The sequence below is a fragment of the Kosakonia sp. SMBL-WEM22 genome (assembly GCF_014490785.1).
In the GTDB taxonomy this organism is placed as follows: Bacteria; Pseudomonadota; Gammaproteobacteria; order Enterobacterales; family Enterobacteriaceae; genus Kosakonia.
Map to the genome: position 1 here is coordinate 2,605,317 of NZ_CP051488.1, position 24,503 is coordinate 2,629,819.

A 24,503-nucleotide genomic window follows, 5' to 3' on the forward strand; every position below is an offset into this window, starting at 1 on the left:
TATTGATTATCAATCAGATAAAGAAGCATCACCGCCTTGTGATACTTGTTGGCTGCCTTCGCAGAGCTTTGCACAAAAAATCAACAATTAACTGCTTTTTAGCACATTACTCTGCGAGGAGATTGAAAGTACTAATATCATTTCGATAATGACTCGGCAAGCCCAATAGTATGATGTGAGAGAAATAACAGTCTCACTTGCTCAAAATGCAGACATCAATGATTCAGGAAACTTATAATTCTCTGATAGGAAAAAGCTTTTCTGATTATTGTATTTTGTTATGCCTGACGCAGATTTGCTGATTCTCCATAGCTTTTACTAATTATGCGAACAGACTTACATTTGAAAGCGCGATGTTCTCGCGCCTGGATAAGAATAAAACCTATATAAATGAAAGAATGAATCAATTCAGCAGGCCGGGAAAAAGAGATTTTGCGCCAGCGATAATGAACTCAATGCCTAATGCCATCAGCAGCAATCCCATGATACGTGTGATCACATTAATGCCGGTTTGCCTGAGCAGGCGCACCAGCCATGGCGCAATACGAAACAGCCCCCATGAACAGAGCGCGAACAGCGCAATCGCTAGTGAGAAACCAATCAGGTGTGCCAGCGTGTGGTAGCGCGTACCCCAGACAATAGTTGAGCTGATCGCTCCAGGCCCCGCCATCAATGGCAACGCTAATGGCACTACGCCTACGCTTTCACGAATAGCGGTTTCTGATTTCTCCTGCTTGTTCTGTTTATCCTCCCCAAGCTTGCCGCTGATCATCGACATTGCGATGGTGACGACCAGAATCCCCCCGGCAATGCGGAAAGAGTCAATTGAGATCCCAAACAGTTGCAGAATAGTGTCGCCAAGGAAGAGTGACGTCCAGAGAATGATCGCGACTGAGACATTCGCGGTAAGGTTGGTTTTATTGCGGGCGTCGGCCATTTGATAGCTGGTCATACTAATAAAAACCGGGATGATGCCAACCGGGTTGACCAGCGCAAAAAGACCGACGAAAAATTTAAAATAGAGAGGAATATCAAACCCAAAGTGATCCACAGCAAGCTCCGCGTTATCGCCAGTACCTTAGAAACAATAGCGTGACAGGAAAATCCATGCAGAAGATACGCGGTTTTTTTGTAGCGTCCATCACTTCGTTCGCTAATAACCCTGATAAAACAGGGTGTTATTGAGTTTAGACAAATGTGAAAAATCTGAACCATCATTAGCTGCTAAAAGTTAACAATTGATACAAATGACCGAAAACGGCCGAGCTGAAAGGTGTCAGCTTAGTGAAAAATTGATATGGATCACGCATTAATTACTCAGAAGTGGGTAATCTTGATGCCACGAATAGAGAGCAGAAATGTTAATAATTGCTCCCCTTTCGTTAAGGCTCTTTTAGTAAATCAGCGGCAGGCTGCTATGTAACTTGTTGTCTTACATAGCTTTACACAACCTACGGCGGTGCTGTCTATACTGACAGTTTGGGCAGATGGTTTACTAAAAGAGTTTAAACATTATCAGGAGAGCATTATGGCTGTTACTAATGTCGCTGAACTGAACGCACTCGTTGAACGTGTGAAGAAAGCCCAGCGTGAATATGCCAACTTTACTCAAGAGCAAGTAGATAAAATCTTCCGCGCCGCCGCTCTGGCTGCCGCAGATGCTCGAATCCCCCTCGCGAAAATGGCCGTAGCCGAATCCGGCATGGGTATCATTGAAGATAAAGTGATTAAAAACCACTTTGCTTCTGAGTATATCTACAACGCGTATAAAGATGAGAAAACCTGCGGCGTATTATCGGAAGATGATACGTTTGGCACGATTACTATCGCTGAGCCTATCGGCATTATCTGCGGTATTGTACCGACCACTAACCCCACCTCTACTGCAATTTTTAAATCACTGATTAGCCTGAAAACCCGTAACGCAATTATCTTCTCTCCACATCCGCGTGCGAAAGATGCGACTAACAAAGCGGCGGATATTGTGCTGCAGGCGGCCATCGCGGCAGGTGCGCCGAAAGATCTGATCGGCTGGATTGACCAACCTTCCGTCGAACTCTCCAATGCTTTAATGCATCACCCGGATATCAACCTGATCCTCGCAACCGGCGGTCCGGGCATGGTGAAAGCGGCTTACAGCTCCGGTAAACCGGCCATCGGTGTCGGCGCGGGTAACACCCCGGTTGTGATCGACGAAACCGCAGATATCAAACGCGCGGTCGCCTCCGTGCTGATGTCAAAAACCTTTGATAACGGCGTTATCTGCGCCTCCGAACAGTCTGTTGTTGTGGTTGACTCCGTGTACGACGCGGTACGCGAGCGCTTCGCCAGCCACGGCGGGTACATGCTGCAGGGTCAGGAGTTAAAAGCGGTTCAGGATATCATCCTGAAAAACGGTGCGCTGAACGCAGCGATTGTAGGCCAACCGGCATACAAAATTGCTGAACTCGCAGGCTTTAGCGTACCGGCAAACACCAAGATCCTGATTGGTGAAGTGACCGTGGTGGATGAGAGCGAACCGTTTGCCCATGAGAAACTCTCTCCAACACTGGCAATGTATCGCGCGAAAGATTTCGACGATGCGGTCATTAAAGCAGAGAAACTGGTCGCCATGGGCGGCATCGGGCACACCTCCTGTCTCTATACCGACCAGGATAACCAGCCTGAACGTGTGGCCCACTTTGGCCAGATGATGAAAACCGCGCGTATCCTTATCAACACCCCGGCCTCCCAGGGGGGTATCGGTGACCTCTACAACTTCAAACTCGCGCCTTCCCTGACTCTGGGTTGTGGTTCATGGGGTGGTAACTCCATCTCAGAAAACGTTGGTCCGAAGCACCTGATCAACAAGAAAACCGTTGCTAAGCGAGCTGAGAACATGTTGTGGCATAAACTTCCGAAATCAATCTACTTCCGCCGCGGCTCTCTGCCTATCGCGCTGGATGAAGTGATTACTGATGGTCACAAACGCGCCATGATCGTGACCGACCGTTTCCTCTTCAACAACGGCTATGCCGATCAGATCACCTCTGTGCTGAAGGCAGCAGGCGTGGAAACCGAAGTGTTCTTTGAAGTGGAAGCCGACCCTACCCTGACCGTAGTGCGTAAAGGCGCTGAACTGTCCAACTCCTTTAAGCCGGACGTGATTATCGCCCTCGGCGGCGGTTCCCCGATGGATGCCGCGAAAATCATGTGGGTGATGTACGAACATCCGGAAACCCACTTCGAAGAGCTGGCGCTGCGCTTTATGGATATCCGTAAACGTATCTACAAATTCCCGAAAATGGGCGTCAAAGCGAAAATGATCGCTGTGACCACCACTTCTGGTACCGGTTCTGAAGTAACGCCGTTTGCAGTTGTGACCGATGATGCCACTGGCCAGAAATACCCGCTGGCGGATTACGCCCTGACTCCGGATATGGCGGTAGTTGACGCTAACCTGGTGATGGATATGCCGAAATCACTCTGCGCATTTGGTGGCCTGGATGCGGTAACCCATGCCCTGGAAGCTTACGTCTCCGTGCTGGCATCTGAGTTCTCCGACGGTCAGGCGCTGCAGGCCCTGAAGCTGCTGAAAGAGAACCTGCCGGCCTCCTATAATGAAGGGGCAAAAAACCCTGTCGCACGTGAACGTGTTCACAGTGCCGCAACCATTGCCGGTATCGCCTTTGCTAACGCCTTCCTCGGCGTGTGTCACTCCATGGCGCACAAACTGGGTTCACAGTTCCACATTCCGCACGGCCTCGCCAACGCCCTGTTGATCAGTAACGTTATTCGCTATAACGCAAATGACAACCCGACCAAACAGACCGCGTTCAGTCAGTATGACCGTCCGCAGGCACGCCGCCGTTACGCAGAGATCGCCGATCACCTGGGCCTCTCTGCACCGGGCGACCGTACCGCGGCAAAAATTGAGAAGCTGCTGGCCTGGCTGGAGAGTTTAAAAGCGGAGTTGGGTATTCCGAAATCGATTCGCGAAGCTGGCGTACAGGAAGCGGACTTCCTGGCAAACGTCGACAAACTCTCTGAAGATGCGTTTGACGACCAGTGCACCGGCGCAAACCCGCGCTACCCGCTCATCGCAGAACTGAAGCAGATCCTGCTGGATACCTTCTACGGACGCGAATACAAAGAGGGTGAAGCCGCTGACACACCAAAAGTGGAAGCCGCACCGGTTGTTAAAGCTGACAAGAAAGCGAAAAAAACTGCTTAATGTTTTAACGTCATAAAAAAACCCGCTTCGGCGGGTTTTTTATTTTCTGCACGACTAAATCCTGTTACTCAGGTATCAGCACACCCTACCTACCCACGCACCCGCGCTTGTATCGTCGCGAGAGAGCCCTCTGCCAGCGCTTCTTTATAATGTTTACGGCAAACAGAAACGTAGCGTTCATTGCCGCCAATAACCACCTGCTCACCTTCATTATAAGGGCGCCCGGCGTGATCCAAACGCAGTACCATACTCGCCTTACGTCCACAGAAACAGATGGTCTTAAGCTCAACTAATTTGTCCGACCATGCCAGCAAATACTGGCTGCCGCCAAAAAGTTCACCGCGGAAATCGGTTCTTAAGCCATAACAGAGCACGGGAATATCAAGTTCATCCACCACTTCTGAAAGAGCGTATACCTGCTCCCGCGTCAAAAATTGACACTCATCCACCAGTACACAATGCACGGCCTCTTCTTCATGCTGAGCTTTAATGTCATCGAACAGTGAGGTGTGCTGATTAAAAAGACGTGCGGGCGAGGATAAGCCAATTCGTGAACTGACTTTGCCTGCCCCAAAGCGGTTATCAATTTCTGCGGTATAAACTACCGTTCTCATGCCTCGCTCTTGATAGTTGTACGAGGATTGTAGTAACGCCGTCGATTTCCCTGCATTCATTGCTGAATAGTAGAAATAAAGCTGTGCCATTGCGCGCAAAACCTTAATCAAAGTATGAAGATCCTGCGACGAATTGTATCATGTTTTAGGGCGATGGCCTGACCAACGATTGTAGCTTAGGTTAATCCTGTACTTAGATTTACGCATAAATGCGCATTTTCCGTTCATAAGCTTTGTAGCTGCATAAGAAACAGCAATAACAAATACAGGAGGTTAGAGCGCTGCTCTTATGCGATGATTCTCATCATATCTTTCAGAAATTATTAATTTTTTACTAAAGTAAGCGCATTTAATGCGGTAATAAAGCCGGTGGTTATTTATCCATTGGAGCTATTTCTCCAGAAGGAATAATCAAAAAATAGCGCTTTAGCTTCGCATAGCAGGGAACCTAAGCTGCACGCTTATACCTGTTTGGCTGTGTGGTTGTTGATTAAAAATTTAAGATAACGGTATTTAGAAAAAACTTAAATAAAGAGCTATTTTGAATTCCTTACATTCGCGGCTATTGCGCTGATGAATTTAACGCTCTATTATTAGAGCCAACAAACCACCCCAATATAAGTTTGAGATTACTACAATGAGCGAAGCACTTAAAATTCTGAACAACATCCGTACTCTGCGCGCACAGGCAAGAGAATGCACGCTGGAAACACTGGAAGAGATGCTGGAAAAATTAGAAGTTGTGGTTAATGAGCGTCGTGAAGAAGAGAACGCTGCCGCAGCTGAAGTTGAAGAGCGTACTCGTAAACTGCAGCAGTATCGTGAAATGCTGATTGCTGACGGTATTGACCCGAATGAATTGCTGAACAGCATGGCTGCAGCTAAAACGGGCACGAAAGCAAAACGCGCTGCTCGTCCGGCTAAATATAGCTACGTAGATGAAAATGGCGAAACGAAAACCTGGACCGGCCAGGGTCGTACACCAGCAGTAATCAAAAAAGCGATGGATGAGCAAGGTAAAAAGCTGGAAGACTTCCTGCTCGCGTAAGTGAGTAATCTCTTACCCGCTTTTAATATCCCGCCGCTGGCGGGATTTTTTTTGTACGTCCTACACAATTTCTTCACAAATAACCCGGTAAGGTCGATCTTTGACTCATCGATTCCGGTGCTCATATTCCCGCCACTTTAATTACTAGCGTGCTACGCTTTTTCTTATAGCTCTTTTACAGTAGCTTTCTGACGCAATAAAAAAGGCCGGTATTAATCTGTGCTAAACACGATTAATACCGGACCTGGACACTCTCAGCGCTAAGCTTATGCTTTGGCAGCGCCTACCGTTTCGTTCAGCCAGGCTGTGAACTCTTCGCCCAGCGATTTATGGCGAATGCCGTATTCTACAAAGGCGCGCATATAGCCCAGTTTATTACCACAGTCATGGCTTTTGCCTTTCATGTGATAGGCTTCAACCGTCTCTTTTTCGATCAGCATATCGATGGCATCGGTAAGCTGGATCTCATCACCGGCTCCCGGAGGCGTTTTCGCCAGCAGCGGCCAAATTTCAGCGCTCAGGACATAACGACCAACGACTGCCAGGTTCGATGGCGCAACGTTCGCTTTCGGCTTCTCAACCACGCCAACCATCGGCACGCTATCGCCCGGATTCAACGTGGCACCTTTGCAGTCCACTACGCCATAAGCGGTGACGTCCTCTACCGGCTCAACCATGATCTGGCTGGCACCCGTTTCATCGAAGCGTTTAATCATCTCTGCAAGGTTGTCCTGCGACAGATCAGACTCGAATTCATCAAGGATAACGTCCGGCAGGATAACCGCGACCGGTTCGTTACCGACAACCGGATGCGCGCACATAACGGCATGACCAAGGCCCTTCGCCAGGCCCTGGCGTACCTGCATGATAGTGACATGCGGCGGGCAAATGGATTGCACCTCTTCCAGAAGCTGACGTTTAACGCGCTTCTCCAGCATTGCTTCAAGCTCAAAGCTGGTATCGAAGTGGTTTTCAATAGAGTTTTTAGATGAATGTGTCACCAGAACGATTTCAGTAATACCCGCGGCAATACACTCATTGACCACGTACTGAATTAATGGCTTATCAACCAGCGGCAACATTTCTTTCGGAATTGCCTTCGTAGCTGGTAGCATCCTCGTTCCCAACCCCGCGACCGGGATTACTGCTTTAGTCACTTTCGAATTTATTGCAGCCATTGAAATCTCCTGGACTGTCCATGATTTGAACAGGTTCATGAATTAACTCGCGTCTGAGTATATCAGTACCAACTCAATGACCAGGTCTGAAAAGGACGCGCTAACAACTAATTAGGATTAATACGAAGAAACTGCGGCGATATTAGCATCCGTTTTTACAGGACGGGTAAATCTATCGGAGCGTCGCTGCGCGATCGCTCATTCCGCGTTCAACATTAAGCGTAACCGCCCGCCTGCACCCCAAACCTGGCACTGCCACGCTTCGCTACGATGGCTTACCTGGTTCAGGTAGGTATTCCCAAGCGTGCCGAGAGGAACGCCGCTGCTGATTTGAATTTGGTGTTCACCGGTATTTAACGTAGCGTTTAGACCGGCCGAGACTAATAACAAATTCTTAAGCTCGCTATGGTAATACCCCACCAATAGCGGGAACTGCCCCGGCAAATTTGCCTGGTGTAGCAATTGGTTTACCTGCTTAAGTAAAGCACCCATTTCAGGTAAGCGCTGGCGTTGATGTGATAATTGTTCCTGAAGTAAGCCATTAAATAATGCGCGCAGCAGCAGTGCCGCCAGCACACCATTATTGCCGGCGCGAGTAACATCAAGACAATAGAAAGCGAGGTCATGACCGGAAAGCGGTGCAATATCCAGCACCAGCCCGGGGCTTTCAGCAGAAACAAGTTGGCGATAATTTACCCGGCAGCCGGAAATGACCTGCTGTACCGGCGGCTGAAGCTCTTTTAATAAATTCGCCGCGGCCTGCGGGTTATCCACCAGCGCATCCCAGTCCTGGAATAATCGCTCCTCCTCTTCGACCCGGGAATTAAACATATTCGGGTAGATGCAGGCGAAAATGGTTTCCCGCAGACGATTAAAATCTTTAACCGGCTTCAGAACCACATCCTGAACGCCAAGTCGTAGCGCTTTTGCAATGTCAGCCATATTTTCGGTCGCCGAAATGACTAACACTGGCGTCTGCATGCCCTGATTGCGCAGCGTTTCAACCAGCACGAGACCGTTCATACGCGGCATGGCCAGGTCGCAAATAATTAAATCAGGTTGATTGCCAGCCATCTGCTCCAGCGCATCAACTCCATCTCCGGCGAGCAACGTCGTTGCGCCGAGAGATTGCAACCATGAATCCAGCAGCGATCGGAAAACGAGTTCGTCTTCCACTAGCAATATCTGTTTTCCGACCAACGGCTGCGTCATCTCTTCTCCCCTGCCTGACAGTAGATCAATAGTGGCATGCTTCGCCGACACTCGCCTGTCAGAATTTGCTGAAGTCTTATAAAAATTATGTTCACGCTAAAGTCCGCACCAGCGGAAGTAACTCGTCCATTCTCTTTTCTACCGCTAATTGCCCAGCGGCAATAGCCGCATCAGCACGATGAAAATCGAGAGTGGATATCTGCGGACAAATGGGTTGCAACAAAATATCCGGCGGATCGCCCGCCATACGGTTGCGCTTAAGGCGGTTTTCCAGCACCTGGATCGAGGTGGTCATGATTTCCATCGCAGTCGGCGTCACCGGACGTTTCGGCGTGGTGCGGCTAAGCCGCTCGCGCAGACGCTGATGCCAGCGCAGCGCTTCACTACTGCCCTTTTCCATTTCGCTATCAGAGGGCGTTACGGAGAGCAAATCCTGCTGCATTAAATGCGCATCGTGCTGCAGGTCTACTGCTATTACAATATCAGCGCCCAACGCGCGGGTTAATGAGACCGGGACCGGGTTGACCACCGCGCCATCGACCAACCAGTAGCCATTATGTGCAACGGGCGACATCAAACCTGGAATACTGCATGAAGCACGTACAGCACGGTGCAGATCACCTTCAGTAAACCATAACTCGCGTCCAGTGCTGAGATTGGTCGCGACGGTGCCAAAACGCTTTTCACAATGGCTAAAGTCATCGAAAGGAAGGAGCTGACGGTATTGATTGAATACGCGCTCACCGCGCAACAAACCGCCGCGGCGCCAGGAGAGATCCATCAGCCGCAGCACGTCCCAGTAACGGAAAGAGCGCACCCAATTCTCCAGCAGCGATAAACGCCCACAGGCGTATGCCGCGCCAACTAATGACCCGATAGAGCATCCTGCTACAACGTCAATGTTAATGCCGGCGCGCTCTAACGCATTAATGACGCCGATATGCGACCAACCTCTGGCTGCGCCAGAACCCAGCGCCAGACCGATTTTTACCGTTCTCATTCCGCGTGCTTTACTTCCCCCGGCTTACTGTAGCCACAACGCGGCGGCTCAGTTAACATATTGCCACCCTGGCGCGTGCTGCGCCGTTATTATTGTTTCAGGAATGCTGTTTTGTCTCAAACATGTCCTTGCGGTAGCGCACAGGAGTATAGCGTATGTTGCCAACCTTATCTGTCTGGTCAACACGCGGCGCCGGATCCTTCTCGCCTGATGCGTTCTCGCTATACCGCTTTTGTCTTACATCAGACGGATTACCTGGTTAAAACCTGGCATCCCTCCTGCGCGGCACACACCTTTCGCCAACAGATTGAGGCCGGTTTCGCGACCACGACCTGGCTCGGCCTGACGCTATTTGAGCACGCTTACGGTCACGATGACAATGAAGGTTATGTCAGTTTTGTTGCACGCTTTCGTGAGAATGACAAAAATGGCGCAATTATTGAACGTTCTCGTTTTTTAAAGGAAAACGGCGAATGGTATTACATCGATGGTACACGCCCACAGTTTGGTCGTAACGATCCCTGCCCCTGCGGGTCAGGTAAAAAATTCAAAAAGTGCTGCGGGCAATAAGCCCGGCATCACCCTTAACAAACACACTCAACAGGATTTACCCGGCAATGCACTCTTTACAACGTAAAATTCTGCGCACCATCTGCCCCGATCAAAAGGGCCTTATCGCTCGTATTACTAACATTTGTTATAAGCACGAGCTCAACATTGTTCAGAATAATGAATTTGTCGACCATCGCACCGGTCGCTTCTTTATGCGTACCGAGCTTGAGGGCATCTTCAACGACGCCACGCTGCTGGCCGATCTCGACAGCGCGCTGCCGGAAGGCTCAGTTCGCGAGCTGAACGCGGCGGGTCGTCGCCGTGTAGTGATTCTGGTGACCAAAGAGGCGCACTGCCTGGGCGATCTGTTGATGAAAGCCAACTATGGCGGCCTAGATGTGGAGATTGCAGCAGTCATTGGCAACCACGAAACGCTGCGCCCATTGGTGGAACGCTTCGACATTCCTTTTGAGCTGGTCAGCCACGAAGGGTTAACGCGCGAAGCGCACGACAATTTGATGGTAAAAGCGATTGAAGCCCATCAGCCTGATTACGTTGTGCTGGCGAAGTACATGCGCGTCCTGACACCGGATTTTGTCTCGCGCTTCCCAAATAAGATCATCAATATCCACCACTCCTTCCTGCCGGCGTTTATCGGTGCACGTCCTTATCACCAGGCTTACGAGCGCGGCGTGAAGATCATCGGCGCGACTGCGCACTACGTGAATGACAACCTGGATGAAGGCCCGATCATCATGCAGGACGTGATTCATGTTGATCACACCTATACTGCTGAAGATATGATGCGTGCCGGTCGCGACGTCGAGAAAAACGTGCTGAGCCGCGCGCTCTACCAGGTGCTGGCCCAGCGCGTCTTTGTTTACGGCAACCGCACAATCATTCTTTGATCGTCTTTTATTCAGGTTGCCTGGCTTTACAGCGTTACGGGCAAAAAGCAGGCAACCGATTCATTTTTCACGATTGAATGCTTTACAGAGGCGCGTCATTTGGTATGATGCGCCGCGCTTCCCGAGAAGGAAGCGGCCAGTAAGAAGCGTTACCCCGTGGTGGGGTTCCCGAGCGATCATAAGGGAGCTGACTGCAAATCTGCCGTCACCGACTTAGAAGGTTCGACTCGAGCACCAGCGAGAGAACGTTGCCAGAGGCAACGGCCCAAAGGGTGAGGAGCGCAGCTCCGAATAATCCTTCCTTCGCAACATCACAATAATGCAGTGACCCCGTGGTGGGGTTCCCGAGCGGCCAAAGGGAGCAGACTGTAAATCTGCCGTCATCGACTTCGAAGGTTCGAATCCTTCCCCCACCACCATCTACGTCCTGCATCACAATTTGAATTACCCCTGGTGGGGTTCCCGAGCGATCATAAGGGAGCTGACTGCAAATCTGCCGTCACCGACTTAGAAGGTTCGACTCGAGCACCAGCGAGAGAACGTTGCCAACGGCAACGGCCCGAAGGGTGAGGAGCGCAGCTCCGAATAATCCTTCCTCTGCAACACCGCAACAATGTAGTAACCCCGTGGTGGGGTTCCCGAGCGGCCAAAGGGAGCAGACTGTAAATCTGCCGTCATCGACTTCGAAGGTTCGAATCCTTCCCCCACCACCATCTCTCAAATAAAATCCCCATTCTTATACGCGTTCTGTTCACTCATATTCTCCATTCGGGGAAGGATGAGAAGCTTCGACCAAGGTTCGACTCGAGCATCGCGAGAGAGCGTTGCCGCAGGCAACGACCCGAAGGGCGAGGCGCGCAGCGACGAGTAATCCTTCCCCTGCGTATTCCACTATTTTTTTATATTCTTTCGCCCCAGACCCCGCTGCATTGCCCGATGGTGCTTCGCTTATCGGGCCTACAAAACCAATCTCCGGTTCTGCATCGTGCCACCCCGTAGGCCGGATAAGGCGTAGCCGCCATCCGGCACGCAAACCGCACCGCACACAAACAAAAAACCCTGCCGAGGCAGGGTTTCATCGTCAATCCAGCGTTATCAGCGACGAGCGCGGACAATCTGGTATTTACGCGTCAAATACTCCACCGGCGCACTCCAGATATGTACCAGACGGGAGAACGGGAAGAGCACAAACAGCGTCATGCCGAGCACCAGATGCACGCGGTAAATAAAAGCAACGCCATCGAGATGCGCGGATGCACCGGTATGGAACGTCACCACTGACTGCGCCCAGGCCACCAGCTTCATCATTTCGCTGCCGTCCATATGCTGCGCAGAGAACGGAATAGTCAGCAGACCGAGCGTACACTGCACCATCAGCAGGGTCATGATCAGAATATCCGCCGTCGTCGAGGTGGCGCGAATACGCGGGTTAAAGAGACGGCGTTTGAGCAGCATCAGACCGCCCACCAGGCACAGTACGCCGCTGGCACCGCCACCGATCATCGCCATCTTCTGCTTCACTTCAATCGGCAGGAAGGATTCATACATCCAGTGCGGCGTCAGCATGCCGAGGAAGTGACCGGCAAAAATCCCGAGAATGCCTAAGTGAAACAGGTTCGACGCAATGTTCATCCCTTTACGATCGAGCATCTGGCTCGAACCCGCGCGCCAGCTGTACTGCCCATAGTCATACCGCAGCCAGCTGCCAATCAGGAAGATCGCGCCCGCCATGTAGGGATAGATGTCAAAGAAGAACATATTAAGGAAGTGCATTAGCGCTCTCCTCCTGTTGAGATATTCAGATATTGCGGCGCGACGGCACCGGCAAAACGACGCTGGTGCGCAGTGATGTCGGAATCATTGCAGCCCTGTTCAGCAAAGAACTTCACCTGCTCCTCTTCCCACACCGCGTCCAGCGCCTGCGGCGTATCGTCACGCGCTTCGCCGGCAATTTTTTCCGCCACCTGCGCGTTATCCACCTCGGTTTTCGTCAGCGTTAACAGCGCGTCAAACAGCGAGGCGTAGTGACTTTCACGCTGCTGTAAGCGCGCCTGCAGCAGCGCCAGGATTGGCGCAATATCCTGCAGACCGCCAATCGCCTCAGCGGTCGGTAGCTGCGCCAGATACTCCAGATAGAGCGGCAGATGGTCCGGCAGTTCGCGGCTGTCGAGCTGCAGCCCGTGGCGCTCATACTGCGCCAGCAGATCCACCATCGCCTGACCCCGATCGCGCGATTCACCGTGTACATGTTCAAACAGCAGCAGCGAGGTGGCGCGACCGCGATCGAACAGCTCGCTGTAGGTGGCCTGCGCATCGAGCAGATCCTGCGAGGTGAGGTCGCGTAAAAAGATGCCTACCTGCTGGGCGTCCGCTTTCGACAGATTGTCGCCGGAGGCCAGCGCGTCAAACAGCTCCTGCTGATGCTGCCACAGGGCAGCATCCGGGTACTCAAGCAGGCGAGAGATAACCACCAGTTCAATCATGCGTGCGGCTCCGTTTTCACTGTCACATTCACCGCGTCGATACGGCGGCTGTTGAACAGGTTGAATTTGTTATCCGAACCATGACAGCCGTCGCCGAAGCTAAAGCCACACCCGCTCTTCTCCGGGAAGGCTTCACGCGCCAGTTCACGATGGCTGGACGGCACCACAAAACGGTCTTCGTAGTTGGCGATGGCGAGATAGCGGTACATCTCCTGCGCCTGCGCTTCCGTCAGCCCCACCTCTTCCAGCGCACGAGTGTCAATCACGCCGTCAACGGTTTCAGCCCGTTTGAAGTGACGCATTGCCAGCATCCTTTTCAGCGCCAGCAGCACCGGCTGGGTATCGCCAGCGGTCAGCAGGTTCGCCAGATACTGCACCGGAATACGCAGGCTTTCGACGTCCGGCAGAATGCCGTTGCTGCCCAGTTCACCCGCATCGGCAGCGGACTGAATCGGTGACAGAGGCGGCACATACCAGACCATCGGCAGCGTGCGGTATTCCGGGTGCAGCGGCAGCGCCAGCTTCCAGTCCATCGCCATTTTGTAGACCGGAGATTTCTGCGCCGCGTCAATCACGCTCTGCGGTACGCCATCTTCCAGCGCCTGAGCGATCACCGCCGGATCGTGCGGATCGAGGAAGACATCCAGCTGACGCTGATAGAGGTCTTTCTCATGTTCGGTGCTGGCCGCGTTCTCAATCGCATCCGCGTCATACAGCAGCACGCCGAGGTAACGAATACGCCCTACGCAGGTTTCGGAGCAGACCGTCGGCATGCCCGCTTCGATACGCGGATAGCAGAAGATGCACTTCTCAGACTTGCCACTCTTCCAGTTGAAGTAGATTTTTTTGTACGGGCAGCCGGTAACGCACATGCGCCAGCCGCGGCATTTATCCTGATCGATCAGCACAATGCCATCTTCTTCACGTTTATAGATGGCGCCGCTCGGACAGGTGGCGACACAGGCCGGGTTCAGGCAGTGTTCGCACAGGCGCGGCAGATACATCATGAAGGTGTTTTCAAACTGGCCGTACATCGCTTTCTGCATGTTTTCGAAGTTCTGATCGCGGCTCAGCTTCTCGAACTCGCCGCCGAGATCGTCTTCCCAGTTCGGGCCGGCGTTGATTTTGTTCATCCGCTGGCCGGTGATCAGCGAGCGCGGACGCGCAATTGGCTGATGCTTGCTTTCCGGCGCGTTATGCAGGTTCTGGTAGTCAAAATCAAACGGCTCATAGTAGTCATCGATGCCCGGCAGATGCGGGTTGGCGAAGATTTTACCCAGCAGCATCGCGCGGCTACCCATCCGCGGCTGCAGCTTGCCGTTGATTTTGCGGATCCAGCCGCCCTTCCACTTCTCCTGGTTTTCCCAGTCGGTCGGGAAGCCGGTGCCCGGTTTGGTTTCGACATTGTTAAACCACGCGTACTCCATCCCTTCGCGGCTGGTCCAGACGTTTTTACAGGTGACTGAACAGGTATGACAGCCGATGCACTTATCGAGATTCAGCACCATGCCGACTTGTGAACGAATTTTCATTTTGCGCTCTCCTGTACCTGGTCATTGCCTTCGCCATCCAACCAGTTAATGTTTTTCATCTTACGTACCACCACAAACTCATCGCGGTTGGACCCGACCGTGCCGTAATAGTTAAAGCCGTAGGCCAGCTGCGCGTAGCCGCCAATCATGTGCGTCGGTTTCGGCGTAATACGCGTGACCGAGTTGTGAATGCCGCCGCGCTGGCCGGTGATCTCCGAGCCTGGCAGGTTCACAATGCGTTCCTGCGCGTGGTACATCATTGTCATGCCGGACGGTACGCGCTGGCTAACTACCGCACGGGCGGTCAGCGCGCCGTTGCTGTTAAAGACCTCAATCCAGTCGTTATCGGCGATGCCCATCTCTTTAGCGTCGGTCTCACTCAGCCAGACAATCGGGCCGCCGCGACCGAGCGTCAGCATCAGTAAGTTGTCGCTGTAAGTGGAGTGGATCCCCCACTTCTGGTGCGGCGTCAGGAAGTTGAGCGCTTTTTCCGGGTAGCCGTTGGCTTTCACGCCCAGCATCTCTTTCACCGAACGGGTGTTGATCGGTGGGCGGTAGACCAGCAGGCTTTCGCCAAAGTCGCGCATCCACTGGTGATCCTGATAGAGCTGCTGACGGCCAGAGAGCGTACGCCACGGAATCAGCTCATGGACGTTGGTATAACCGGCATTGTAAGAGACATGCTCATCTTCCAGGCCAGACCAGGTCGGGCTGGAGATGATTTTGCGCGGCTGCGCCTGAATATCGCGGAAGCGGATCTTCTCATCTTCTTTATTCAGCGCCAGATGGGTATGGTCGCGACCGGTAAATTCACTCAGCGCCGCCCAGGCTTTCACCGCCACGTTGCCGTTGGTTTCCGGGGCGAGGGTAAGGATCATCTCTGCTGCATCGATGGCGCTGTTGAGCATCGGCTGGCCTTTCGCCGGGCCATCCGCTTTCACGTAGTTAAGCTTGCGCAGTAGATCCATTTCGCTCTGGGTATTCCATGCGATGCCTTTGCCGCCGTTACCGATCTTCTCCATCAGCGGGCCGATAGAGGTAAAGCGCTCATAGGTGGCCGGATAATCTCGTTCCACCGGAATAATGTGCGGTGCAGTTTTGCCCGGAATCAGATCGCATTCGCCTTTCTTCCAGTCCTTCACGTCCAGCGGCTGCGCCAGTTCGGCGGCAGAGTCATGCTGGATCGGCAGCGTCACCACGTCGGTCTCTTTGCCTAAATGCCCCACGCAGAGCGCAGAGAAGGATTTGGCGATGCCTTTATAGATTTCCCAGTCGCTTTTCGATTCCCAGGCCGGATCGACGGCGGCTGAGAGCGGATGAATAAACGGATGCATATCCGAGGTATTCATATCGTCTTTCTCATACCAGGTCGCGGTCGGCAGCACGATGTCTGAGTAGAGGCAGGTGCTGGAGAGGCGGAAGTCGAGCGTCACGACGAGGTCGAGTTTGCCGTCGAGGCCGTTATCCTGCCACTCCACCTCTTCCGGTTTCACCCCGCCCTGTTTGCCCAGATCCTGGCCCTGAATGCCGTGCTCGGTGCCGAGCAGATATTTCAGCATGTACTCATGCCCTTTCCCGGAGGAGCCGAGCAGGTTGGAACGCCAGATAAAGAGGTTACGCGGATGGTTTTTACCGTTTTCCGGCTGCTCGGCGGCGAAGCGCAGCGAGCCCTCTTTCAGGGATTTCACGGTGTAATCCACCGCGGACATCCCGGCTTTTTCCGCTTCGGCGGCAATACGCAGCGGGTTGGTACCCAGCTGAGGAGCCGAAGGCAGCCAGCCCATGCGCTCGGCACGGACGTTAAAGTCAATCAGATGGCCGCTGTAGCGGGATTGATCCGCCATCGGCGAGAGGAACTCTTGCGCCGTTACCGTTTCATAGCGCCACTGGCTGGAGTGGTTATAGAAGTAGGAGGTGCTGTTCATATGGCGCGCCGGACGCTGCCAGTCGAGGGCAAAGGCCAGCGGCTGCCAGCCGGTCTGCGGACGCAGTTTTTCCTGACCAACATAGTGCGCCCAGCCGCCGCCGCTCTGACCAACGCAGCCGCAGAAGACCAGCATATTGATCAGCCCGCGATAGTTCATATCGAGGTGATACCAGTGGTTCATCCCGGCACCGACGATAATCATCGAACGCCCATGGGTTTTATCAGCGTTCTCGGCGAACTCACGCGCAACACGGATAATCTGCGCCTGCGGTACACCGGTCACTTTCTCTGCCCAGGCCGGTGTATAGGCTTTGATTTCGTCATAACGGCTGGCGCAGTTTTCATCACCCAGGCCGCGATCCAGACCATAGTTGGCCATGTTCAGGTCATAAACGGTGGTTACCAGCGCGCTGCTGCCATCCGCCAGCTGCAGGCGTTTAACCGGCAGTTTGTGCAGCAAGATGTTGTCCAGCGTAACGCCCTGGAAGTGCTCGGTATTGTCGCCGCCAAAGTACGGGAAGCCTACCTGCGCGACATCGTCGTGTTTGCCCAACAGGCTGAGGGTCAATTCAACGTCTGCGCCGTTACCGCCATCGCGCTGCTCGAGGTTCCACTTGCCCTTTTCGCCCCAGCGGAAGCCGATCGAACCGTTCGGCGCGATCATGTTGCCTTCGCTATCGAGCGCGACGGTTTTCCACTCAGGGTTGTTTTGCTGGCCCAGCGCATCCACCAGATCGGCGGCGCGCAGCATACGGCCTGCGGCGTAGTAGCCCTCACGCTCTTCGAGCATCACCAGCATCGGCATGTCGGTGTAGCGACGAACATAATCGGTGAAGTACTGGCTCGGCTTATCGAGGTGGAATTCACGCAACATCACGTGGCCCATCGCCAGCGCCATTGCCGCATCGGTGCCCTGCTTCGGTGCCAGCCACAAGTCGCACAGCTTGGCGATTTCTGCGTAGTCCGGGGTGATGGCGACGGTTTTGGTCCCTTTGTAACGCACTTCGGTAAAGAAGTGCGCATCCGGGGTACGGGTCTGCGGCACGTTAGAGCCCCAGGCGAGGATATAGCTGGAGTTGTACCAGTCAGCCGATTCCGGCACGTCGGTCTGCTCGCCCCAGGTCTGCGGTGAAGCAGGCGGTAGGTCGCAGTACCAGTCGTAAAAGCTCAGGCAGGTGCCGCCAATCAGCGACAGATAGCGAGCGCCGGAGGCGTAAGAGACCATCGACATCGCCGGGATCGGCGAGAAGCCAGCTACGCGGTCCGGACCGTAGGTTTTCACGGTGTAGACGTTAGAGGCGGCAATCAGTTCATTCACTTCCTGCCAGGAGGAGCGCACAAAGCCACCGCGTCCGCGCGCCTGCTTAAAGCTCTTCGCTTTATCCACATCTTCAATGATAGAGGCCCAGGCATGCACCGGATCGCTATGCTGCGCTTTCGCTTCACGCCAGAGTTTGATCAGGCGTTTACGCATCAGCGGGTATTTCAGGCGGTTTGCGCTGTAAAGATACCAGGAGTAGCTTGCCCCGCGCGGACAGCCGCGTGGTTCATGGTTTGGCATATCAGGACGGGTACGCGGGTAGTCCGTTTGCTGGGTTTCCCAGGTGACCAGGCCGTTCTTGACGAAAATCTGCCAGCTGCATGAGCCGGTGCAGTTTACGCCATGGGTAGAGCGCACGATTTTGTCGTGCTGCCAGCGGCTGCGGTATCCATCCTCCCAGTCCCGGTTGGTGTTTACGAGCTGGCCGTGCCCGTCGGCAAAGGTTTCGCCTTTCTGTTTAAAGTAGCGAAACCGGTCCAGGAATTTACTCATCGGGGTTCTCCTGTTGGAGCCTGTGCGGCTCTCTTGCTAAATCGACATTGCTGCATTTGCCGCGAAGGTAACCCCCGCAAAGACAACGAGAATTGATGATGATCAAGCCGCCATAGCGCGCCGTTGATGGGCCAGCAACGGAGTACTCCCAAAGAGTTATCAATAGTTTTCACGTAACTAACTGATTAACATGTATATATTATATTTAGTTACTGAATTATTCAGATTTATCCCGGTCTCCAGGTATTAAGGGGTAGATGCCGCTGCGATGCGATACCGCTCACAGTGCTGACCGAAGCAGGTGCGGTACAGGTTATAAGTATGTTGTAACTATATAGCAACCAAAAAAATGCGCGGCCGGAGCCGCGCAAGCATAATCAACACATTACCGTTATTATTGTTTTTTACGCCCGTATATCGCCCAGGTGATCACCACACAGGCGATATAGAACACGAGAAACACTTTCATTGCGCCCGCCGGTGAGCCGGTCAGCGCCAACGAGGTGCCAAACGCTTTCGGAATAAAGAAGCCGCCAATGGCGCCAATCGCCGAGATAAAGCCCAGCGCGGCCGCCGTTTCCGTCGCAGCTTCACGCATCGCCTCGCTCTCGCTACCGCCCGCTTTCTTCACCCGCTCCATGGTCATCTTACGGAAGATCACAGAGATCATCTGGAAGGTTGAGCCGCTGCCCAGCCCGGCGGTGAGGAACAGCACCAGGAAGACGCAGAAGAAGGCGGTGAAGTTGCCACCCTCGCCGTTTGACGGCAGCGTCAGGAACAGCAAGGCGCTGAAGATGGCCATCACGACAAAGTTAACAAGCGTGACACGCGTTCCGCCAAGTCGGTCGGAAATCGCTCCACCCGCTGATCGTGCCAGCGCGCCCACCAGCGGCCCGAAGAAGGCAAAGTGAAGGATCTGCACCTCCGGAAACTGGGTTTTTGACAACATCGCAAAGCCGGCGGAGAAGCCGATAAATGAGCCGAAAGTCGCCAGGTAGAGGAAGCTCATGATCCACAAATGCGAGCGCTTTAACACCGGCAGTTGCGCGCTGAGCGACGCTTTCGAGGTCGCCAGCTCGTTCATGCCGAACCATGCCGCGAGGGTGAATACCGCCAGGAATGGCACCCAGACCCAGGCCGCGTTTTGCAGATAAAGCATCGTGCCGTCAGGCTGAGTCACACCGCCGCCGCCAAAGGCAGCAAAGATGGAGAAGGAGACTGCCAGCGGCGCAATCAGCTGCATCACGCTCACCCCCAGGTTGCCAAAGCCGCCGTTGATGCCAAGCGCACCGCCCTGCTTCTCTTTCGGGAAGAAGAAGCTGATGTTCGCCATACTGGAGGCAAAGTTTGCTCCGGCAAAACCGCACAGCAGAGAGATAATGATAAATGTGCTGAATGGCGTGGAGGTATCCTGCACAGCAAAACCGAGCCAGACGCAGGGAATAATCAGGATGCCAGTACTGAATGCCGTCCAGCGACGCCCGCCAAACACCGGTACCATAAAGGAGTATGGTACACGCAACAGCGCGCCGGAGACCGACGGCAGCGCCGTTAGCATAAACAGTTGGTCGGTGGTGAACTGAAAGCCCACCTTGGGCAGATTCACCGCCACTGCGCTAAACAGCATCCAGACGCAGAAGGCTAAAAGCAGGCAGGGCACGGAGATCCACAGATTGCGGCTGGCAATCTGCTGCCCCTGCTGCTGCCAGAAAGCCGGATCTTCGGGACGCCAGTCGGTAATAACCCGGGATGACGAACGCGAGTCCGGAACGGATGTTTGATGCATAGACACCTCTGATGTGCAGTTTGATGCCTGCCACCTTAATTTCTGCAGCGCGCGTTAAGTTGATATAAATCAAAGGAAAAGCTGGCCTAATAATGGGTAAAAAAACATCATGCTCATTTATGAGTAGCGTTTACCGGCAAAAAAGGTGTGGTTTTTCACGGCGCTGACCGCTACCGGGTCGTTTGCCCCTCCGAATGTTATCCAGCCGGCAATAAAGGAGTAACTCTTTGTAGGTATGGGTATACTCCAGGCGATAGCTGACAATAACGCCACCCGCACCTTTTGCGGTCAAGGAGTCTCATTTTCCCATGCTTAAACGCCTCTTTTCACCGCTGTCGCTGGTCAGCCAACTGGCCGTATTGATGCTGTTATCCACGCTGATTGGCGTGACCGGTATGGCGGTCTCCGGCTGGCTGGTGCAGGGCGTTCAGGGCAGCGCACACGCTATTAACAAAGCGGGTTCGCTGCGCATGCAGAGCTACCGTCTGATGTCGGCCATCCCGCTACAGGAAGATGAGCAATATCTGATAGATGAGATGGAGCACACCGCTTTCAGCCCCGAGCTGGCGCTGGCAGCAAAACGTGATGGCCAGCAGGCGCAGCTTGCTGATTTGCAAACCTACTGGCACAACGTGGTGATCCCGGCGATTAAAGATGCCCGGCAGCCAGCACAGGTCACTGACATCATCGCCGTTTTCGTTGGGCGCATCGATAAACTGGTCTCCGCCTTCGACAGCAATACCGAGCACCGCATCGCCGAAGTGGTGGTGCTGCATCGGGTGATGGCTGTGCTGATGGGGCTGCTGATCCTGATTGCGCTGGTGTGGCTGCGGGCGCGTCTGCTCCGACCGTGGCAGCAGTTGCTGCATATGGCGCGCGCCGTCAGCCAGCGCGATTTTACCCAGCGCGCCCATATCAGCGGCGGCAACGAGATGGCTACCCTTGGCGAGGCGCTTAACAATATGTCCGCCGAGCTGGGCGAGAGTTACGCGGTGCTAGAAAGGCGCGTGCAGGAGAAGACCGCCGGGCTTGAGCAGAAAAATGAGATCCTCTCCTTCTTATGGCAGGCCAACCACCGCCTGCATTCACGCATTCCGATGTGCGAGCGCCTGTCGCCGGTGCTTAACGGCTTACAGAATCTGACCCTGCTGCACGATATTGAACTACGGGTTTACGACCTGGAAGATGAAGAAAATCACCAGGAGTTTACCTGCCAGTCTACGGCCAGCTGCGATGTGAAAGGCTGCCACCTCTGCCCGCGCGACGGCAAATTGATTGAATCGACCGGCGTTGGCTCGACGCTCAAATGGCGGCTGGCGGATGCGCATATGCAGTACGGTTTGCTGCTGGCGAAGCTGCCGCCGGGCCGCCATTTAAGCCATGATCAGCAGCAATTGGTTGATACCCTGGTTGAACAGCTAACCGCCACGCTGGCGCTGGACAGGCATCAGGATCGCCAGCAGCAGCTGATGGTAATGGAGGAGCGTGCGACCATTGCCCGCGAGCTGCACGACTCGATTGCCCAGTCGCTCTCCTGCATGAAGATGCAGGTGAGCTGTTTGCAGATGCAGGGGGACGAAATCCCCGAGAGCAGCCGACAGTTGTTGAGCCAGATCCGTAATGAACTCAATACCTCCTGGGCGCAGCTGCGCGAACTGCTGACCACCTTCCGCTTACAGCTGACCGAGCCGGGGCTGCGCCCGGCGCTGGAGTCCAGCTGTCAGGAGTACAGTCTGCGTTTCGGTTTCGACGTGCGGCTTGATTACCAGCTTCCGGCCCGCATCGTTCCGGCGCATCAGGCCATTCATCTATTGCAGATCGCCCGCGAGGCGCTGAGCAATGCCCTAAAACACTCCGGCGCCACCGCGGTCAGTGTCGCCGTACAGCAACAGGAAAACCGTGTCGTACTGCGCATCAGCGATAACGGGTGTGGGATCCCGGATAATGCTGAGCGCACCAACCATTACGGACTCATTATTATGCGCGATCGCGCGCAAAGCCTGCGCGGCGACTGCCAGGTGCGTCCCGGAGCTTCCGGGGGGACTGACGTTGTCGTCACCTTCATACCCGAAACGTTTCTCTCATCTATGCAAGGAGATAACCATGAGTAATCAGGATCCGGCAACTATCCTGCTAATCGACGACCATCCGATGCTGCGTACCGGTGTAAAGCAGTTAATTAGCATGGCCCACGACATCACCGTCGTCGGCGAGGCCAGCAACGGCGAGCAAGGCATTGAGCTGGCAGAATCGCTGGACCCGGACCTGATCCTGCTCGACCTTAATATGCCGGGCATGAACGGACTGGAGACCCTCGACAAGCTACGCGAGAAAACCCTCTCCGGGCGCATTGTGGTCTTTAGCGTCTCTAATCATGAAGAGGATGTGGTCACCGCCCTGAAGCGCGGCGCCGATGGCTACCTGCTGAAAGATATGGAGCCGGAAGATTTGCTGAAGGCATTGCAACAGGCGGCGGCGGGAGAGATGGTGCTGAGCGAGGCGCTGACGCCGGTGCTGGCAGCCAGTCTGCGCGCTAACCGCGCGACGACCGACCGCGATATCTCCCAGTTAACGCCGCGCGAGCGCGATATCCTGAAACTGATCGCCCAGGGGCTGCCGAACAAGATGATTGCCCGCCGTCTGGATATCACCGAGAGCACGGTGAAAGTGCACGTCAAACATATGCTGAAAAAGATGAAGCTTAAATCCCGCGTCGAAGCGGCTGTCTGGGTGCATCAGGAGCGGGTTTTCTGATCACTGCACGGCTGGCAGCGACCAGTCCGTACCGCCATCCGTTGCCGGTGGGATCACCGGCTCGGTCAGCTTCAGCACGATAGTGTTTGATTCCACTTTCTGCCCCTTCTCATCCTCCACCAGTACCGAAAGCGTCCAGCTGTTGCTCGCCCCTTCGCGGCTGTCCCAGCGCGGCATAATCAATGTCCAGCCATCGCCGCTGCGTGCGTTCACCGGCGGCGTTAAACTCAGCGCCTGAGTGTCGCCCTGCCAGGTCAGGCTGCGGATACCGTGCGTGCTGTGAATTTGCAGTTTAAGCGCCACCGTTTCCCCCGGCTGGAGATCCCAGGGCGGCGTTGCCAGGAAAACGGAGAGGGTTTTGCGCTGGCGATACTCAAACACCGGCAGATTGTTGCGCGTCGGGCTATCGTAGCGGCTGCCGCGCAGGGAGCGGCTAACGGCAACTTCAGAGGGTGAGAGCTGTTTATGCAGCGGCACGCCAAAGCGGTAGTTGAGTTTTAACCCTAAATCGTTCTGGCTTACCCCACTCTCCCCCTGGCGATGCTCGGCGGTAATGGTCACCAGCGGCACCGGGGTGTAGTTGACCCCCAGTTTGACGGCGACCGGGTTGTGATAACCCGTGCCGCTATCAAACAGATCGACATTGTCGCCAAAGTACTGCTCCACGCTGACGCTGGTGTTGACGTACTGGTAGAACGGTAGTCGCGCCTGCGCCGTCACATCGTAACCGCGCGCCATGCGCTGCTGCTGCGTCGCCGTGTCATAGCGCCAGTGGCTCACCGGCTGGTAGTAGTTGGCCGACAGACGCAGGAATTCGCCCCACGCCTCCGCGCCAAATCCGGCGCGCCCGGTATTCTCTTCCAGTTGAGCGTCGTAAAAAGTGTTGTAGCCGAGGAGCCAGTCGCCAGCAACCCAGCGCTGCCCCAGCCCCACATTGCCGATAAGGCCGCTATCTTGCTGCGTCAGGCCCAGCTGGCTCCAGCTCAGGTAGCGGTTGTTATCCTGTAACGGTACAAACCAGTCGCCATGGCTGCCGTTAAACTGCCCTTCATTATCCACTTTCAGATCGACGGTGGCGTTACCCCACGGCGAAAGCCAGGACTCAACCTGCTGATTGACCTCTCCACTCACCACCTCACGCAGTTGCCCGAAGGCGAACTGGCGCGCCTGCTGACCCGCGCTGAGGTCGCTGTCGGTCATGCTCGCCTCCCCAAACGCTTTCGCCATCTCGGCAAAGTGTTTCTCCTGCGCATCCGTCTCCGGTGCCATACTGAGATCCGGGAGACCATCGCCATTGTTGTCGAACGGGTTTTCCGCCTGCTGCACATATTTGTTCTGCAGCGCATGGGCATCGCCTCCCGCCACTAACAGGGCAAGAAGGGAGAGAAGTGGAGAGGTAAGGAAGCTGCGCATCACGACGTTAATGAGGATCCTGGGCCGATTTTGTGAAGTAAGTCACTTAGTCTAGCGGTTTTAGCGGGCG

The 24,503-nt window shown here is 54.3% G+C and carries 17 protein-coding genes, 2 tRNA genes and 3 other RNA genes; 11 read left to right on the forward strand and 11 right to left on the reverse strand.

Annotated elements, in window-relative coordinates; all coding sequences use genetic code 11:
• Positions 1-403: 403 nt before the first annotated feature.
• Positions 404-1,051, reverse strand: coding sequence for a YchE family NAAT transporter (locus HF650_RS12330; RefSeq protein WP_187798933.1), 648 nt, complete (start codon positions 1,049-1,051; stop codon positions 404-406).
• Positions 1,052-1,528: 477 nt separating this feature from the next.
• Here HF650_RS12330 and adhE point away from each other — a divergent pair, with 477 nt between their 5' ends.
• Positions 1,529-4,213: a bifunctional acetaldehyde-CoA/alcohol dehydrogenase gene (gene adhE, locus HF650_RS12335; RefSeq protein ID WP_187798934.1), complete on the forward strand. Its 2,685-nt coding sequence runs from the start codon at positions 1,529-1,531 to the stop codon at positions 4,211-4,213.
• A gap of 89 nt (positions 4,214-4,302) precedes the next feature.
• Here adhE and tdk read toward each other — a convergent pair whose 3' ends face one another.
• Entirely contained in the window at positions 4,303-4,917 is a 615-nt protein-coding gene (gene tdk / locus HF650_RS12340) for a thymidine kinase (protein WP_124968191.1), read from the reverse strand.
• A 547-nt stretch (positions 4,918-5,464) separates the two neighbouring features.
• Between tdk and hns the strand changes: the two genes are divergently transcribed.
• Positions 5,465-5,875 (forward strand): histone-like nucleoid-structuring protein H-NS, encoded by a 411-nt coding sequence (hns, locus tag HF650_RS12345; protein ID WP_187798935.1) that lies wholly within the window; start codon positions 5,465-5,467, stop codon positions 5,873-5,875.
• A 266-nt stretch (positions 5,876-6,141) separates the two neighbouring features.
• Here hns and galU read toward each other — a convergent pair whose 3' ends face one another.
• The 3 genes from galU to rssA form a co-directional block, all read right to left on the reverse strand.
• Positions 6,142-7,053, reverse strand: coding sequence for a UTP--glucose-1-phosphate uridylyltransferase GalU (gene galU / locus HF650_RS12350; RefSeq protein WP_187798936.1), 912 nt, complete (start codon positions 7,051-7,053; stop codon positions 6,142-6,144).
• Positions 7,054-7,251: 198 nt separating this feature from the next.
• Entirely contained in the window at positions 7,252-8,265 is a 1,014-nt protein-coding gene (gene rssB, locus HF650_RS12355; RefSeq protein ID WP_187798937.1) for a two-component system response regulator RssB, read from the reverse strand.
• A gap of 91 nt (positions 8,266-8,356) precedes the next feature.
• Positions 8,357-9,265 carry a patatin-like phospholipase RssA gene (rssA, locus tag HF650_RS12360; RefSeq protein ID WP_187798938.1) on the reverse strand — a complete coding sequence of 303 codons (909 nt, stop codon included), beginning with the start codon at positions 9,263-9,265 and terminating at the stop codon, positions 8,357-8,359.
• A 111-nt stretch (positions 9,266-9,376) separates the two neighbouring features.
• Here rssA and HF650_RS12365 point away from each other — a divergent pair, with 111 nt between their 5' ends.
• From HF650_RS12365 to HF650_RS12395, 7 genes are all read left to right on the forward strand, one after another.
• A complete protein-coding gene (locus HF650_RS12365) occupies positions 9,377-9,835 on the forward strand; it encodes a YchJ family protein (protein ID WP_187802675.1) in 459 nt (152 codons plus the stop codon).
• Positions 9,836-9,882: 47 nt separating this feature from the next.
• Entirely contained in the window at positions 9,883-10,725 is an 843-nt protein-coding gene (purU, locus tag HF650_RS12370) for a formyltetrahydrofolate deformylase (RefSeq protein WP_023478636.1), read from the forward strand.
• A gap of 167 nt (positions 10,726-10,892) precedes the next feature.
• A non-coding RNA gene (locus HF650_RS12375) (RtT sRNA) lies at positions 10,893-11,037 on the forward strand.
• A 22-nt stretch (positions 11,038-11,059) separates the two neighbouring features.
• Positions 11,060-11,144 (forward strand) — tRNA-Tyr (locus HF650_RS12380).
• Positions 11,145-11,186: 42 nt separating this feature from the next.
• A non-coding RNA gene (locus HF650_RS12385) (RtT sRNA) lies at positions 11,187-11,331 on the forward strand.
• 22 nt (positions 11,332-11,353) lie between these two features.
• Positions 11,354-11,438, forward strand: a tRNA-Tyr gene (locus tag HF650_RS12390).
• A gap of 44 nt (positions 11,439-11,482) precedes the next feature.
• Positions 11,483-11,613: non-coding RNA, RtT sRNA (locus HF650_RS12395), on the forward strand.
• Positions 11,614-11,820: 207 nt separating this feature from the next.
• Here the strand turns inward: HF650_RS12395 and narI are convergent.
• The 5 genes from narI to HF650_RS12420 all read right to left on the reverse strand — a co-directional run bounded on the left by narI (position 11,821) and on the right by HF650_RS12420 (position 20,266).
• Positions 11,821-12,498: a respiratory nitrate reductase subunit gamma gene (gene narI, locus HF650_RS12400; RefSeq protein WP_187798939.1), complete on the reverse strand. Its 678-nt coding sequence runs from the start codon at positions 12,496-12,498 to the stop codon at positions 11,821-11,823.
• Positions 12,498-13,208 (reverse strand): nitrate reductase molybdenum cofactor assembly chaperone, encoded by a 711-nt coding sequence (gene narJ, locus HF650_RS12405; RefSeq protein ID WP_023478820.1) that lies wholly within the window; start codon positions 13,206-13,208, stop codon positions 12,498-12,500. Before narJ ends, narI begins: the two co-directional genes overlap by 1 nt.
• Entirely contained in the window at positions 13,205-14,740 is a 1,536-nt protein-coding gene (narH, locus tag HF650_RS12410; RefSeq protein ID WP_187798940.1) for a nitrate reductase subunit beta, read from the reverse strand. The genes narJ and narH overlap by 4 nt, the downstream gene beginning before the upstream one ends.
• Positions 14,737-18,480: a nitrate reductase subunit alpha gene (locus tag HF650_RS12415; RefSeq protein ID WP_187798941.1), complete on the reverse strand. Its 3,744-nt coding sequence runs from the start codon at positions 18,478-18,480 to the stop codon at positions 14,737-14,739. Before HF650_RS12415 ends, narH begins: the two co-directional genes overlap by 4 nt.
• Before the next feature lie 394 nt (positions 18,481-18,874).
• On the reverse strand, positions 18,875-20,266 hold the full coding sequence (locus HF650_RS12420; RefSeq protein ID WP_187798942.1) for a NarK family nitrate/nitrite MFS transporter: 1,392 nt from the start codon (positions 20,264-20,266) through the stop codon (positions 18,875-18,877).
• Between the two features lie 308 nt (positions 20,267-20,574).
• On the opposite strand from HF650_RS12420, the gene narX reads away from it, so the two are divergent.
• Positions 20,575-22,377, forward strand: coding sequence for a nitrate/nitrite two-component system sensor histidine kinase NarX (narX, locus tag HF650_RS12425; protein WP_187798943.1), 1,803 nt, complete (start codon positions 20,575-20,577; stop codon positions 22,375-22,377).
• Positions 22,370-23,020 carry a two-component system response regulator NarL gene (narL, locus tag HF650_RS12430; protein WP_023478729.1) on the forward strand — a complete coding sequence of 217 codons (651 nt, stop codon included), beginning with the start codon at positions 22,370-22,372 and terminating at the stop codon, positions 23,018-23,020. Before narX ends, narL begins: the two co-directional genes overlap by 8 nt.
• Here the strand turns inward: narL and HF650_RS12435 are convergent, their stop codons facing one another.
• Positions 23,021-24,433, reverse strand: coding sequence for a YchO/YchP family invasin (locus HF650_RS12435; RefSeq protein ID WP_187802676.1), 1,413 nt, complete (start codon positions 24,431-24,433; stop codon positions 23,021-23,023).
• Positions 24,434-24,503: the final 70 nt, after the last annotated feature.

Excerpts from the sequence above, each read along its gene's own strand:
- rssA (WP_187798938.1), bottom strand. The coding sequence starts at position 9,265 with ATGAGAACGGTAAAAATCGGTCTGGCGCTGGGTTCTGGCGCAGCCAGA.
- narX (WP_187798943.1), top strand. The coding sequence starts at position 20,575 with ATGCTTAAACGCCTCTTTTCACCGCTGTCGCTGGTCAGCCAACTGGCC.
- rssB (WP_187798937.1), bottom strand. The coding sequence starts at position 8,265 with ATGACGCAGCCGTTGGTCGGAAAACAGATATTGCTAGTGGAAGACGAA.
- HF650_RS12420 (WP_187798942.1), bottom strand. The coding sequence starts at position 20,266 with ATGCATCAAACATCCGTTCCGGACTCGCGTTCGTCATCCCGGGTTATT.
- HF650_RS12435 (WP_187802676.1), bottom strand. The coding sequence starts at position 24,433 with ATGCGCAGCTTCCTTACCTCTCCACTTCTCTCCCTTCTTGCCCTGTTA.
- hns (WP_187798935.1), top strand. The coding sequence starts at position 5,465 with ATGAGCGAAGCACTTAAAATTCTGAACAACATCCGTACTCTGCGCGCA.
- narI (WP_187798939.1), bottom strand. The coding sequence starts at position 12,498 with ATGCACTTCCTTAATATGTTCTTCTTTGACATCTATCCCTACATGGCG.
- galU (WP_187798936.1), bottom strand. The coding sequence starts at position 7,053 with ATGGCTGCAATAAATTCGAAAGTGACTAAAGCAGTAATCCCGGTCGCG.
- narL (WP_023478729.1), top strand. The coding sequence starts at position 22,370 with ATGAGTAATCAGGATCCGGCAACTATCCTGCTAATCGACGACCATCCG.
- adhE (WP_187798934.1), top strand. The coding sequence starts at position 1,529 with ATGGCTGTTACTAATGTCGCTGAACTGAACGCACTCGTTGAACGTGTG.
- narH (WP_187798940.1), bottom strand. The coding sequence starts at position 14,740 with ATGAAAATTCGTTCACAAGTCGGCATGGTGCTGAATCTCGATAAGTGC.
- tdk (WP_124968191.1), bottom strand. The coding sequence starts at position 4,917 with ATGGCACAGCTTTATTTCTACTATTCAGCAATGAATGCAGGGAAATCG.
- HF650_RS12415 (WP_187798941.1), bottom strand. The coding sequence starts at position 18,480 with ATGAGTAAATTCCTGGACCGGTTTCGCTACTTTAAACAGAAAGGCGAA.
- purU (WP_023478636.1), top strand. The coding sequence starts at position 9,883 with ATGCACTCTTTACAACGTAAAATTCTGCGCACCATCTGCCCCGATCAA.
- narJ (WP_023478820.1), bottom strand. The coding sequence starts at position 13,208 with ATGATTGAACTGGTGGTTATCTCTCGCCTGCTTGAGTACCCGGATGCT.